12 protein-coding genes are annotated in these 14013 nt (G+C 68.1%); 9 read left to right on the top strand and 3 right to left on the bottom strand.

The genetic code is table 11. The features are described 5' to 3' along the window. Positions 1-107 precede the first annotated feature (107 nt). From ACA097_RS21195 to lapD, 4 genes are all read left to right on the top strand, one after another. Positions 108-695, top strand: a complete 588-nt coding sequence (locus tag ACA097_RS21195) for a YecA family protein (protein ID WP_043253898.1) — start codon at positions 108-110, stop codon at positions 693-695. A 10-nt stretch (positions 696-705) separates the two neighbouring features. After that, the gene (locus tag ACA097_RS21190; protein WP_043253900.1) at positions 706-1107 is read left to right on the top strand and encodes a YbaN family protein; all 402 of its coding nucleotides are present in this window, start codon (positions 706-708) and stop codon (positions 1105-1107) included. 61 nt (positions 1108-1168) lie between these two features. After that, complete coding sequence (lapG, locus tag ACA097_RS21185; protein ID WP_371365802.1) at positions 1169-1867, top strand: cysteine protease LapG; 699 nt, start codon at positions 1169-1171, stop codon at positions 1865-1867. Positions 1868-1876: 9 nt separating this feature from the next. After that, positions 1877-3838 carry a cyclic di-GMP receptor LapD gene (lapD, locus tag ACA097_RS21180; RefSeq protein ID WP_371365800.1) on the top strand — a complete coding sequence of 654 codons (1962 nt, stop codon included), beginning with the start codon at positions 1877-1879 and terminating at the stop codon, positions 3836-3838. Positions 3839-3873: 35 nt separating this feature from the next. On the opposite strand, the gene ACA097_RS21175 is transcribed toward lapD, so the two are convergent. Continuing rightward, entirely contained in the window at positions 3874-4209 is a 336-nt protein-coding gene (locus ACA097_RS21175) for a hypothetical protein (protein ID WP_043253906.1), read from the bottom strand. Between the two features lie 13 nt (positions 4210-4222). After that, positions 4223-5713 (bottom strand): polyphosphate:AMP phosphotransferase, encoded by a 1491-nt coding sequence (gene pap, locus ACA097_RS21170; RefSeq protein ID WP_371365798.1) that lies wholly within the window; start codon positions 5711-5713, stop codon positions 4223-4225. Between the two features lie 107 nt (positions 5714-5820). On the opposite strand from pap, the gene mnmC reads away from it, so the two are divergent. Both mnmC and ACA097_RS21160 read left to right on the top strand, forming a co-directional pair. Then, positions 5821-7785: a bifunctional tRNA (5-methylaminomethyl-2-thiouridine)(34)-methyltransferase MnmD/FAD-dependent 5-carboxymethylaminomethyl-2-thiouridine(34) oxidoreductase MnmC gene (gene mnmC / locus ACA097_RS21165; protein ID WP_371365796.1), complete on the top strand. Its 1965-nt coding sequence runs from the start codon at positions 5821-5823 to the stop codon at positions 7783-7785. Between the two features lie 40 nt (positions 7786-7825). Further along, positions 7826-8575, top strand: coding sequence for a sulfite exporter TauE/SafE family protein (locus tag ACA097_RS21160; protein ID WP_371365794.1), 750 nt, complete (start codon positions 7826-7828; stop codon positions 8573-8575). Between the two features lie 28 nt (positions 8576-8603). Here ACA097_RS21160 and ACA097_RS21155 read toward each other — a convergent pair whose 3' ends face one another. Further along, positions 8604-9071, bottom strand: coding sequence for a MarR family winged helix-turn-helix transcriptional regulator (locus ACA097_RS21155; protein ID WP_160287909.1), 468 nt, complete (start codon positions 9069-9071; stop codon positions 8604-8606). 142 nt (positions 9072-9213) lie between these two features. Between ACA097_RS21155 and ACA097_RS21150 the strand changes: the two genes are divergently transcribed. Genes ACA097_RS21150 through ACA097_RS21140 form a run of 3 tightly spaced genes read left to right on the top strand, consistent with a single transcriptional unit; the run spans position 9214 to position 14010 of the window. Then, the gene (locus ACA097_RS21150) at positions 9214-10983 is read left to right on the top strand and encodes an N-acetylglutaminylglutamine amidotransferase (protein ID WP_371365791.1); all 1770 of its coding nucleotides are present in this window, start codon (positions 9214-9216) and stop codon (positions 10981-10983) included. Positions 10984-11041: 58 nt separating this feature from the next. Then, a complete protein-coding gene (ngg, locus tag ACA097_RS21145) occupies positions 11042-12811 on the top strand; it encodes an N-acetylglutaminylglutamine synthetase (protein WP_371365789.1) in 1770 nt (589 codons plus the stop codon). After that, complete coding sequence (locus ACA097_RS21140; RefSeq protein WP_043253921.1) at positions 12808-14010, top strand: osmoprotectant NAGGN system M42 family peptidase; 1203 nt, start codon at positions 12808-12810, stop codon at positions 14008-14010. Before ngg ends, ACA097_RS21140 begins: the two co-directional genes overlap by 4 nt. The last annotated feature ends 3 nt before the right edge of the window (positions 14011-14013 follow it).

The following is a 14013-nucleotide window of genomic DNA, read 5'->3' as shown; positions in this document are numbered from 1 at the left end:
AGCCGTCGCGGAGCGTTCGCCGAATGCCGCCACCCCGCGCTGCTGCTGGCCCGCAGGGCGCGGAAGGACTACAATCCCGCTCCTAATTCCCGCCGAGGTAGTAACCGATGTCCTTCGCCGACCAACTGGCCCGCCTGCAAGCCTTTCTCGATGCCGATGACCTGCACGAGGAAGCCTTGGACTACATCGCGGCCCACGGTTACCTGACCGCCTTGGCGATCTGCCCGGAACAGGTCCCGGAGCGCGAGTGGATCGACGCCCTGTTCGCCGAGCCGCCGCACTACCGCAGCGACGCCGAGCGCGAGGAAATCGAGGGCACCCTGCAACAGCTCGAAGCGCACATCACCCGTGTGCTGGCCAGCGACGAAGAGCTGGAGCTGCCCTGCGAACCCTACCTGGGCGACGAGCCGGACGACTCCGATATCCGCGGCTGGTGCATCGGCTTCATGGAAGGCGTGTTCCTGCGTGAAGCGGTGTGGTTCGAGCAGGCCGAGGAAGAAGTCAGCGAGCTGCTGCTGCCGATCATGGTCGGTTCGGGCCTGTTCGACGAACAGCCGGAATTCGACGAGATCGCCCGCGACCGCCACCTGGTGGACGACATGGTCGCGCAGATCCCCGAACTGCTGACCAACCTGTTCCTGCTCTGCCAGGCTCCGGAAGAAAAGCCGGCGCTGCTCAAACCCCGCCAGCACTGATCCACCGTCGATGACGCGGCCCATCCGCCGTCATCGCCACGCCTGGGTGCGCTATCTGTTGCTGGCCGTTGGCTGGCTGAGCGTTGCCCTGGGCGTGGCCGGGATCTTCCTCCCCCTGCTCCCGACCACGCCCTTCCTACTGCTCGCCGCCGCCTGCTTCATGCGCAGCTCGCAGCGTTTCTACGACTGGCTGGTGCTGCACCCGCGGCTCGGTCCGTGGATCGCCGACTACCTCGAAGGCAACGGCATCCCGCTCAAGGGCAAGCTCTATACCCTGGCGCTGATGTGGGCGAGCATCGGGCTTTCCTTCTACCTGCTGCCGCACCTCTGGGCCCGCGTGTTCATGCTGACCAGCGCGGTCCTGGTCAGCCTCTACATCCTCCTGCTCGTGAAGACCCGCCGCCTCGGCTGAGCATCGGCAGAAATGGCCGAGAGCCACTAGACTCTGCGCATCCACCGCGGAGGCGTGGCAGATGGCGCGGTACGCAGGCATCAGGAGATGGCACAGCACCGCCCGGAACCTCGTCGTTCTGTGCGTCGGCGCCCTGCTGCTGAGCATCGGCCAGGCCGGCTGGGACTTCGACGCCATCCTCCGCAACGCCGAACAGCAATGGGGCGACCTGGGCCCCGCACGCCAGCGCATCCGCGACTGGGGCGAGCTGCTCGAACGCAGCCAGAACCTCGACGAGTCCGCGAAGCTCAAGGCCGCCAACGACTTCTTCAACGCCAGCCTCGCCTTCCGCGACGACATGAGCGTCTGGCACCAGACCGACTACTGGGCCACGCCGATAGAAGCGCTGTACAAGGGCGCCGGCGATTGCGAGGACTATGCCATCGCCAAGTACGTGACCCTGCGCCAGCTCGGCATCCCCAGCGACAAGCTGCGCATCACCTACGTCAAGGCCCTGCGCCTGAACCAGGCGCACATGGTGCTCACCTACTACGCCACGCCCGGCGGCGAGCCGCTGGTGCTGGACAACCTGATCCCGCAGATCCGCCCCGCTTCCCAGCGCTCGGACCTGCTCCCGGTCTACGCCTTCAATGCCGAAGGCCTCTGGCTGCCGGGCCCCGGCGGCGGCAAGCGCACCGGCAGCAGCAAGCAGCTGTCGCGCTGGCAGGACCTGTTGACCAAGATGCGCGCCGAGGGCCTGATCCTCGACGAGACGCGCTAGGAGGCATGCATGTCGTTACTCAAGCAACTCTTCCTGGCCATCTGCCTGTTCCTCGTGGTGGCCTTCGCCGGTAGCTTCGCCACCAGCCTGGAGAGTTCCCGAGAGCAACTCATCAGCCAGTTGCGCTCCCATGCCCAGGACGCTGCAACCGCGCTGGGGCTGTCGCTGACCCCGCATGTCGACGACCCGGCGATGATCGAGCTGATGGTCAGCTCGATCTTCGACAGCGGCTACTTCGCCAGCATCCGCGTGGTGCGCATCCCCGACAACCAGGTGATCGTCGAGCGCAAGGCCGACCCGGGCACCGGCAGCGTGCCGGGCTGGTTCGCCCACCTGGTCAACCTCAAGGCCGAAGGCGGCGATGCCCTGATCATGCGCGGCTGGGACCAGGCCGCGCGGGTCGAGGTGGTCAGCCATCCGCAGTTCGCCCTGTCGCGGCTGTGGGACAGCGCCCTCGGCAGCCTGGCCTGGCTGCTCGCCTGCGGAGTGATCAGCGCCCTGCTCGGCGGCTGGCTGCTGCGCGCCCAGCTGCGGCCGTTGGACCAGATGGTGCAGCAGGCCCAGGCGATCACCCGCCGCGAGTTCCTCACCCTGCCGCGCGAGCCGCGCACCCCGGAACTGCGCCGGGTGGTGCAGGCGATGAACCAGATGGTCGAGAAGCTCAAGGCGCTGTTCGCCGAGGAAGCCACGCGCAGCGAGAAACTGCGCGAGGAGGCCTACCAGGACAGCCTCTCCGGCCTGGCCAACCGCCGTCTGTTCGACGCTCGCCTGGAAGCTGAGCTGACCCCCAGCGAGCAGCACCCTGGCGGCTACCTTCTGCTGCTGCGGCTCAACGACCTCGCCGGACTCAACCAGCGCCTGGGCGGCCAGCGCACCGACGCCCTGATCCGCGAAGTGGCCGGGCTGCTGCAGCGCAGCCTCGAACAGCACGGCACGCCGGACTGGCTGGCGGCGCGCAGCCGCGGCGGTGAATTCACCCTGCTCGCTCCCGGCCTCGACAGCCAGGGCGCCGAGCGCCTCGCGGAGACCCTCAGCGCGCAACTGGAAAGCCTGCAGCGCACTGGCGCCAGCGACTGCAATCCGGTGGCGCACCTGGGCCTCGCGGCCTTCCAGCCGGGCGAAGCACCTGCCTCTATCCTCGGTCGCGCCGACCAGGCCCTGGCCCAGGCGCAAAGCAGTGCGGAGCATCCCTGGCACCGCCTGGAGCAATCCAGCGGGCAAACCACCCAGGACAGCCACGCCTGGCACCGCTGGATCGACCAGGCCCTGCAGAAGAGCCAGCTGCAGCTGTGGTTCCAGCCGGTACGCGCGTGCGCCGAGGGCGGTGGCGAATTGCACAGCAAGGTGCTGGCGCGCCTGCTCGACGAGCAAGGCCAGGCCGTGGCCGCCGGCCAGTTCCTGCCCTGGGTGGAGCGCTTCGGCTGGGCCGCGCGCTTCGACCTGGCGATGCTCGAACATGCCCTCGCCCACCTGGCCCAGCATGCCCGGCCACTGGCGCTGAGCCTGTCGGCGGCGAGCATTCGCGAACCCCAGGCCCTGCAACGCCTGCTCGACGTCATCAAGGCCAACCCGCAACAGGCCGGCCTGCTGACCCTGGAACTGGACGAGCGCTACCTGCCGCCACCGGCCGAACTGGAACGCCTCGGCCAAGCCGTGCGCGACACCGGCGCAAACCTCGGCCTGCAGCACTTCGGCGGACGCTTCAGCCTGATCGGCAACCTCACCCGCCTCGGCCTGGCCTACCTGAAGCTGGACGGCAGCTACATCCGCTCCATCGACCAGGACGATTCCAAGCGCGTGTTCATCGAGGCGGTGTTCCGCGCAACCAATAGCATCGACCTGCCGTTGATTGCCGAGATGGTGGAAAGCGAAGGGGAACTGCGCGTGCTGCGCGAGATGGGCATCCACGGCGCCATGGGCCGGCTGATCGGCCCACCGGCGCCGTGGGGAGAGAGCACGCCGAAACCGTAGATACCGTGTCATCTACGTTGAAGCCAACAACGGGGTCAGAACAGCCGCTCGTCATCCTCATCGACCAGCGAACTCAGGCCGCCCAGGCTGGCCCGTGTGCTGGCGCGGGCCTCCAGCTTGCGCCGGGCCACCTCCGGCAGGTCTGTGTAGCGGATCACACCGCGATCGACCAGCACCGTGACCAGATCCTCCAGCACCCGCACCAGCTCCAGGTCCGAACGCTGCAGCGACTGCAGGCGCGCATCCAGGGCCGCATCGTTGAACCAGGCAAGCACTTCCGGATCGTCGGCCGCCAGGCCCTGCGCACCTTCGAAGGGTTCGCGCTGCACGCGCACCAGGCGCCCGTTCGCATTGCGCTGCACATAGACCATCCTTCGTCCCTCCTCACTTGTCCTTCTTGTACGCCGCCTCCAGCGCATCGTTGATGGTGCGCAGCACCTTCACCCGCGCGAAGCGCTTGTCGTTGGCCTCGATCAGGGTCCAGGGTGCGATCTCGGTGCTGGTTCGGTCGACCATGTCGCCCACGGCATCGACGTACTGGTCCCACTTGTCGCGGTTGCGCCAGTCCTCATCGGTGATCTTGTAGCGCTTGAACGGCACTTCCTCGCGCGTCTTGAAGCGGTGGAACTGGGTTTCCTTGTCGATCGCCAGCCAGAACTTGACCACCACGATGCCGAATTCGGTGAGCTGCTCCTCGAAATCGTTGATCTCGCCATAGGCGCGCAGCCAGTCGGCAGGCGGGCAGAAGCCCTCGACCCGCTCGACGAGCACGCGGCCGTACCAGGAGCGGTCGAAGATGGTGAACTGCCGACGCCCCGGCATGTGCCGCCAGAAGCGCCACAGATAGGGTTGCGCGCGCTCCTCCTCGGTCGGCGCGGCGATCGGCACGATGTGGTACTGCCTCGGGTCGAGGGCGCCGGTCACGCGGCGGATGGCGCCGCCCTTGCCGGCAGCGTCGTTACCCTCGAACACCGCCACCAGCGAGTGCTGGCGGAAGCGCTTGTCGCGCATCAGCATGGCCAGGCGTGCCTGCTCCTTGGCCATCTGCTGGTTGTATTGGTCCTTGTCCAGCGACAGGCTCAGGTCGAGGCTGTCGATCAACCCGCGATTGTCCAGGCTGGCGACCAGCGGCGCAGTGTGCGGTTGCAGCTGCGGACGCACCTTGTGCTTCAGCGCCGCCTGCAGGCCCTCGAGGATGGTGCGCCCCACAGTGAGGCTGCGATAGCGCTCGTCGGCGCCCTCGACGATGTACCAGGGCGCGTAGTCGCGGCTGGTGCGGCGCAGCACGCGCTCGCCATAGCGCACGAACCTGTCGTAGACCTCGCTCTGCTTCCAGTCGAGCGGGCTCAGTTGCCAGGAGCGCTGCGGGTCGTTCTCCAGCGCCTTCAGGCGTTCCTTGAGCTGCTTCTTGGACAGGTGGAACCAGAACTTGAAGATCAGCGCGCCCTCGTCGCAGAGCATGCGCTCGAAGCGCTCCGCTGCGCTGATGGCGGCATCCAGGCGAGCGCTCTTGATATCGCCGTTGACCCGCGCATGGAGCATCTGGCTGTACCAGTTGCCGAAGAAGATGGCGATCCGCCCCTTGGGCGGCAGGCGCCGCCAGAAGCGCCACTGCGGCGGCCGCGAGAGCTCTTCGTCCGAGGGCCGCAGGAAGCTCTCGACCTGGATCAGCCGTGGGTCCATCCACTCGTTGAGCAGCTTCACCGTCTCGCCCTTGCCGGCGCCTTCGATGCCGTTGATCAGCACGATCACCGGGAAGCGCGCCTGCTGCTTCAACTCGTATTGCGCCTCGAGCAACGCCTCGCGCAGCTCCGCAACTTCCTTGTCGTAGGTTTCCTTGTCGATGGAATGGCCGATCTCGGCGGACTCGAACATGCATACGCTCCTGACTGCGGGATGCATTGAAAGTAGCGGATGTGACGCAGGCTGTCTGTGCGGGGGATCGGCTAAAATGCGCCCTTCGCTTCACTGCCGGAACCCCCATGCCCGACCTCCACAGCGCCCAGCTCGACTGGGACGACAACGGCCAGCCGCTTTCGCGCGTCTACGGCGACGTGTACTTCTCCCGCGCGTCGGGCCTGGACGAGACACACCACGTGTTCCTCGACGGCAACCAGCTGCCGCGACGCTTCGCCGCGCTCCCCGCCGGCGGTTGCCTGTGCATTGGCGAAACCGGTTTTGGCACCGGGCTCAACTTCCTCTGCGCCTGGCGCCTGTTCGAAGCCCTGGCACCGGCGGATGCCCGCCTGCACTTCGTCAGCGTGGAAAAATTCCCCCTGCGCCACGACGACCTGATCCGCGCCCTCGCCCTCTGGGACGACCTGCAGCCCTGGAGCGATCAGCTGCTGGCGCAGTACCACGCCATCCATCCGGGCTTCCAGCGCCTGGTGTTCGCCGGCGGCCGCGTGGTCCTCACCCTGCTGGTGGGCGACGTGCTGGACTGCCTGCCCGAGCTGGACGCAAGCATCGATGCCTGGTTCCTCGACGGTTTCTCGCCGGCGAAGAACCCGGAGATGTGGACCCAGCCGCTGTTCCAGCAACTCGCGCGGCTGTCCGCCCCCGGCGCGACCCTGGCCACCTTCACCAGCGCCGGTTTCGTCCGCCGCGGCCTGATCGAAGCCGGCTTCGCCATGCAGCGGGTCAAGGGCTTCGGGCAGAAACGCGAGATGCTGGTCGGCACCTTCGAAGGTCCCGCCGAAGGCGCGACCGTACCCTGGTATGCGCGCCCACCGCGCGCAGCAGGCGAGCGCCACGCCCTGGTGATCGGCGGCGGCCTGGCCGGTTGCGCCAGCGCCGCCAGCCTGGCCGGGCGCGGCTGGCGAGTGACCCTGATCGAACGTCACGCCGAGCTGGCCATGGAAGCATCCGGCAACCCCCAGGGCGTGCTCTACCTCAAGCTCTCGGCCCACGGCACCGCGCTCTCGCGCCTGATCGTCAGCGGCTTCGGCCACACCCGTCGGCTGCTCGAACGCCTGCAACGCGGCAGCGATTGGGATGCCTGCGGCGTACTGCAACTGGCCTTCGACGAAGCCGAGGGCAAGCGCCAGGCGCAACTGGCCGACGCCTTTCCGGAAAACCTGCTGCAAGCCCTGTCACAGGAACAAGCCGAAACCTTCGCCGGCGTCGCCCTGCCCGCCGGCGGGCTGTACTTCCCCGAAGCCGGCTGGGTACATCCACCGGCCTTATGCCGGGCGCTGGCGAGCCATCCGAACATCAGCGTGCAGACCTGCCATGAAGTGCGCCTGCAGCGCGAGGACGGGCAGTGGAGCGCCTGGAGCGGCGAGCAACGCCTGGCCATCGCGCCGGTCGCGGTGCTCGCCACCGCCGCCGAAGTGCGTGCCTTCCCCGCTGCGGCGAGCCTGCCGCTCAAGCGCATCCGCGGGCAGATCAGCCGCCTGCCGGCCAACGCCGAAAGCGCAGCCCTGCGCACCGTGGTTTGCGCGGAAGGCTACGTCGCCCCGCCGCGCCTGGGCGAACACACCCTCGGCGCCAGCTTCGATTTCCACAACGACGACCTGCAGCCGACCGTCGAAGAGCACCAGGGCAACCTCGAACTTTTGCGAGAAATCTCCCCTGACCTTCTCGCGCGCCTTGGCGCTGGTAAGCTCGACCCGGCCACGCTGGAAGGCCGCGCGGCCTTCCGTTGCACCACGCCGGACTACCTGCCGCTGATTGGCCCATTGGCCGAACGCGAAGCCTTCGCCGCCGCCTATACGGTGCTGGGCAAGGATGCCCGCCAGGTGCCGGAAGTCCCCTGCCCCTGGCTCGAAGGGCTATACCTGAACAGCGCCCACGGCTCGCGCGGACTGATCACCGCACCGCTTTCCGGCGAACTGCTCGCGGCCTGGATCGAAGGCGAGCCATTGCCGCTGCCGCGCAAGGTCGCCGAGGCCTGCTTGCCGAACCGTTTCCTGCTGCGTGAGGTAGTGCGCGGCCAGAAGGCCTGACTCTCAACCTGCAACCGGACCACCGGAGCCTCCCACGCGAATGGATGCCCTGCTCGTCGAATCCGCTGCCATCGGCATGATCCTCGGATTGCTGCTCGGCCTCACAGGTGCCGGCGGCTCGCTGGTGGCACTGCCGCTGCTGCTCAGCCTGCACATGCCGCTGCACGACGCCATCGGCGTGAGCCTGGGCGCGGTGGCGCTGTCGGCGCTGATCGGCGCCATTCCCCGTGCGCGTCAGGGCCTGGTGGCCTGGCGCCCCCTGCTGTGGCTGACCCTCGCCGGCTGGCCGGGCAACGCCCTGGGCCAGTGGCTGGGCCGCTTCATCCCCGAGGCGCTGCTGATCCTCGGCTTCTGCGCCCTGGTGCTGTGGTCGGCGTGGCGGATGTGGCGTGGTTCGAGCACGCCCAAGGTGGCCGGCACGGCGACGCGCAACGGGCCGTTGCTAGCGCTTGGTCTCGCGGTGGGCCTGCTCTCGGGGCTGATGGGCGTTGGCGGCGGCTTCCTGATAGTGCCGGGGCTGCTGTGGTTCACCCCGCTGTCGATGTTGGCGGCCACCGCGACCTCCATGGCCGGCATCGCCCTGGTCTCGGGCGGCGGCTTCCTGCTCTACCTCAGCCATGCGCAACCGCCGATGTCGCTGCTTGCCGCACTCGCAGCCGGCGGTGCGCTGGGCGTGCTGTTCGGCAACCGCCTGGCATTGCGCCTGGGTGGCGCCACCCTGCAGCGCATCTTCGCTGTAATGCTGGTAGTCGTGAGCCTCTCCCTGGCGGCGCAGAAGCTGCTGGCCTGACGTAGGCGCGAACCTCTCCGCTCCTACATCACTCCTCTTCCTCTTCCGGCAGCTCGAACAACTCGGCCGCACGCAGCAAGCCGGCCAGCACCGCATGGCGCTCCCATTCCGGCAGTTCGGCGAAACGCGTCATCACGTACTCGGGCAACAGCGGTGGTGCCGTGCGCAGCGCGTCGCGGCCGGCATCTTCGAGCAGCAGCCATTGCTTGCGGCGATCTCTTTCATCGCGCCTCCGCGCCAGTAATCCGCGGCTTTCCAGGCGGTCGAGTACCCCGGAGAGGGCCGCCTGCGAGAGGCTCACCTGCTTGGCCAGGCCGCTCGCGGTGATCTCCTGCTCCATCTGCAACACCTGCAGGATCAGCAGTTGCAATGGCGTCAGCCCACCCAGCCGGCTCAGGCGCTTGGCGTGCACCTCGCAGCCCTGCTGGAGCCGCCGCAAGGCCTGGAACATGGACAGCCTGTAGGCGTCATCCTTCGCCGAATCTCTTTCAGCCATAAGCAATCACCCGCACAGAGCCCAGAAAGGATCATTAAAAATCTTCAGAACCACTTCCACCTGAAAGTGTCAGTCAATTACCACCTACCAATTAGGCCCCGGCCTGACCCCATTCATCCCCAACGGAGAACCGGTAAGGACAATGTGCGGAATAGCAGGAGAACTTCGTTTCGATAAACAACCCGCCGACCTCGCAGCGGTCGAGCGCATCACCCACCACCTCTCCCCTCGCGGACCCGACGCCTGGGGCTTCCACAGCCAGGGCCCGATCGCCTTCGGGCACCGCCGGCTGAAGATCATGGACCTTGCCGAGCGCTCCGCTCAGCCCATGGTAGACGCCGATCTGGGCCTGTCCCTGGTGTTCAATGGCGCGCTCTATAACTACCCGGAGTTGCGCCGCGAACTGGAAGCCCTCGGCTATCGGTTCTTTTCCAGCGGCGACACGGAAGTACTGTTAAAAGGCTATCACGCTTGGGGCAAGGATCTATTGCCGCGCCTCAATGGCATGTTCGCGTTCGCCATCTGGGAGCGTGACGCTCAGCGCCTGTTCATCGCCCGCGACCGCCTGGGCATCAAGCCTCTCTACCTGACCCGCGACGCCAAGCGCCTGCGCTTCGCCTCCAGCCTGCCGGCGCTGTTGCAGGGCGGCGGTATCGATACCCAGCTCGACCCCGAGGCGCTGAACCTCTACCTGAACTTCCATTCGGTGGTGCCGGCCCCGCGCACGCTGCTGGCCGGCGTGCGCAAGCTGCCGCCGGCGACCTGGATGAGCATCGACAGCGTCGGACGCGTCGAGCAGCACTGCTGGTGGCGCCTCGATTACGGCCCGACCGAGGAAGAACGCGAACTGACCCAGGATGACTGGGAAGAACGCGTGCTCGACGGCTTGCGTGACGCGGTACGCCTGCGCCAGCGCGCGGCCCGCGAGGTCGGCGTACTGCTCTCGGGTGGCGTCGACTCCAGCCTGCTCGTCGCGCTGCTGCACGAGGCCGGTGTGGAGGAACTGCCGACCTTCTCCATCGGTTTCGAAGATGCCGGCGGCGAACGCGGCGACGAATTCCACTACTCCGACCTCATCGCCCGCCGTTATGGCACGCGCCACAATCGCCTGCGCATCGCCGAACACGAAGTGATCGACCAGTTGCCTGCGGCCTTCCGCGCCATGACCGAGCCGATGGTCAGCCACGACTGCATCGCCTTCTACCTGCTCGCTCGCGAAGTCTCGAAGCACTGCAAGGTGGTGCAGAGCGGCCAGGGCGCCGACGAACTCTTCGCCGGCTATCACTGGTATCCGCGCGTCGCCGAAGCCGCCGACCCGCTGGCCGGCTATCGCGCGGCCTTCTTCGACCGCACCCACGCGGAGTACCTGGAGACAGTGCGTCCGGCGCTGCGCGTCGAGGATGTCGCCCAGGCCTTCGTCGCCGAGCACTTCGCCGGATCCGGCGCGACCGATCCGGTGGACAAGGCGCTGCGCCTGGACAGCACGGTCATGCTGGTCGACGACCCGGTGAAGCGGGTCGACAACATGACCATGGCCTGGGGCCTGGAGGCCCGCGTGCCGTTCCTCGACTACCGCCTGGCCGAGCTCTCGGCGCGCATCCCTGCGCGCTTCAAGCTCGGCGACGGCGGCAAGCAGGTGCTCAAGGCCGCCGCGCGACGCGTGCTGCCGGCCGAGGTGATCGACCGCCCCAAGGGCTATTTCCCGGTGCCTGGCCTCAAGCACCTGCAGGGCCGTACGCGCGCCTGGATCAGCGAGCTGCTGCTCGACCCGAGCCAGGACCGCGGCCTCTTCGAGCCTGCGCAGATCGACCGCCTGCTGGGCAGCCCGGAGGACGACCTCACCCCCTTGCGCGGCTCGAAGCTCTGGCAGCTCGCCGCCCTCAACCTCTGGCTCAACGAGCAGGGACTCTGACGCCACTCAGCCGGCAGGCCCCGGCCCACGAGCCGGCGACCTGCCCAGGGAGCTCAGCATGAAGAACCCCATCCACCCGCCCCGTCCGCACAACCAGCGCCTGCTGCGCGGCCTGGCGCCGACCTACCAGCGTCTGCAGGCGCGTTTTGCCGAAGACCACAATGAGCCCTTCGAGCCGCACATCCTGCACTGCGGCTGGGGTCGCCTGCTGGTCGGGCACACCTTCGCCGAAGCCGAAGCCCTCGCCAGTGAACTGCTCAAGGAGCGCGCCGGCGAACGCGACATCGCCCTCTACGTAGCGGCGCCGCAGCAGGTGCTGGCCCATGCGCCACAGCAGCTGTTCCTCGACCCGTCCGACACCCTGCGCCTGTGGTTCACCGACTACCGCCCGGCGCGCCGCTCGTTCCGCGGCTTCCGTATCCGCCGCGTGCACAGCGAGGCGGACTGGGCCGCGATCAATCGCCTGTACCTGACGCGCGGCATGCAGCCGGTCGATGCGCAGCGACTCACCCCACACTTCGACGGCGGCCCCACCTACTGGTTGGCTGAGGACAGCGAAACCGGTGCGGCAGTCGGCAGCGTGATGGGCCTGAACCACGCCAAGGCCTTCGCCGACCCGGAGCGTGGCTCCAGCCTCTGGTGCCTGGCGGTCGATCCGCAGTGCGCTCGCCCGGGCGTGGGCGAAGCGCTGGTGCGGCACCTCATCGAGCACTTCATGAGCCGCGAACTGGCTTACCTCGACCTGTCGGTGCTGCACGGCAACCAGCAGGCCAAGGCGCTGTACCGCAAGCTCGGCTTCCGCGAACTGCCGACCTTCGCCATCAAGCGCAAGAACAGCATCAACCAGCCGCTGTACATCGGTCCCGGTCCGGAGCACGCGCTCAACCCCTATGCGCGGATCATCATCGACGAGGCCCACCGGCGCGGTATCGAGGTCCGCGTGCTGGACGCCGACGCCGGGCTGTTCAGCCTCACCCAGGGCGGCCGGCGCATCCGCTGCCGAGAGTCGCTTTGCGACCTGACCAGCGCAGTGGCCATGACCCTCTGCCAGGACAAGCAGCTGACCCACCGCGCGCTGTCCCGCGCCGGCCTCAAGCAGCCCAGCCAGCGCCTGGCCGGCAGCGCCGCAGAGAACGCCGCCTTCCTCGCCGAGCATGGCGCGCTGGTAGTCAAGCCAGTGGACGGTGAGCAAGGCCAGGGCGTAGCGGTCAACCTGAACGATGCCGAGGAACTGGAGGCAGCCATCGAGCACGCCCGACGCTTCGACACCCGCGTGCTGCTGGAGAGCTACCACTCCGGCCTCGACCTGCGCGTACTGGTGATCGGCTACGAAGTGGTGGCCGCCGCCGTGCGCCACCCAGCCAGCGTGATCGGCGACGGCCGGCACAGCATCCGCGAGCTGATCGAAGCCCAGAGCCGCCGACGCCAGGCCGCGACCGACGGCGAGAGCCGCATCCCGCTGGACGGCGAAACCGAACGCACCCTGCGCGCCGCGGGCTACGACTACGCCGACGTACTGCCGGAGGGCACCCGCCTGGCCGTGCGCGGCACCGCCAACCTGCATACCGGCGGCACCCTGGAAGACGTCACCGCGCAGCTGCATCCGACCCTGCGCGAGGCCGCCGTGCGCGCCGCGCGGGCGCTGGAAGTGCCGGTCACCGGGCTCGACCTGCTGGTGCCGGCAGTGGACGGCGAGGACTACGTGATCATCGAGGCCAACGAACGCCCGGGCCTGGCCAACCACGAGCCGCAGCCCACCGCCGAACGCTTCATCGACCTGCTCTTCCCGCTCAGCCGCGACCCGCTGGGTCGCCAGGAGTCCGCATGACCGCCCTGCCGCAGCCAGACCTGGCCTATCTGCAACGCGTGCTCCTGGAGATGCTCGCCATCCCCAGCCCTACCGGCTTCACCGACACCATCGTGCGCTACGTCGCCGAACGCCTCGAAGAGCTCGGCGTGCCCTTCGAGATGACCCGCCGCGGGACCATCCGCGCAACCCTCGCCGGCAAGCGCGACAGTCCGGACCGCGCGGTATCGGCGCACCTGGACACCATTGGCGCCATCGTCCGCGAGATCAAGGCCGACGGCCGCCTGGCCCTGGCGCCGGTAGGCTGCTGGTCGAGCCGCTTCGCCGAGGGCAGCCGCGTCACCGTGTTCTGCGACAACGGCGTACTGCGCGGCAGCGTGCTGCCGTTGCTGGCCTCCGGGCATGCCTTCAACACGGCGGTGGATAACCTGCCGATCAGCTGGGACAACATCGAGTTGCGCCTGGACGCCTACACCGTGAGCCACGCCGACAGCGCCGCGCTGGGGGTATCCATCGGCGACTTCGTCGCCTTCGACCCGCTGCCGGAATTCACCGAGAGCGGCCACATCAGCGCCCGTCACCTGGACGACAAGGCCGGTGTCGCGGCGCTGCTGGCGGCGCTCAAGGCCGTGGTGGAAAGCGGCCAGGTGCCGCCGATCGACTGCCACCCGCTGTTCACCATCACCGAGGAAATCGGCTCGGGCGCGGCCGGCGCCTTGCCCTGGGACGTCAGCGAGTTCGTCGGCATCGACATCGCCCCAGTGGCCGCCGGGCAGAACTCCAGCGAACACGCGGTGAGCGTGGCCCTGCAGGATTCCGGCGGGCCGTACGACTATCACCTGTCGCGGCACCTGCTGCGCCTGGCCGAGCGGCACGAAGTGAACGTGCGTCGCGACCTGTTCCGCTACTACCACAGCGATGCGCAATCGGCGATCGAGGCCGGCCACGACATCCGCACCGCGCTGCTGGCCTTCGGCTGCGACGCGACCCACGGCTACGAGCGCACCCACATCGACAGCCTGGCCAACCTCGCCCGCCTGCTCTGCGCCTACCTGCTGAGCCCGCCGGTGTTCGCCAGCGACGCGGAGCCGCGCGAAGGCGCCATCGCGCGCTTCAGCAAGCAGCTGGAACACCCGGTGCATATGGAAAGCACCACCCACGTGCAGCCGGTCGGCGAACTGCTGGACCAGCACCCGGACGACGACAAGGAGCGCCGCTGAAGC

Origin of the sequence: Pseudomonas sp. QL9, assembly GCF_041409665.1 — a bacterium.
Lineage (GTDB): Bacteria > Pseudomonadota > Gammaproteobacteria > Pseudomonadales > Pseudomonadaceae > Pseudomonas > Pseudomonas knackmussii.
The sequence above is the reverse complement of the archived record's forward strand: the minus strand, read 5'-3'. Positions and strand labels throughout refer to the sequence as shown.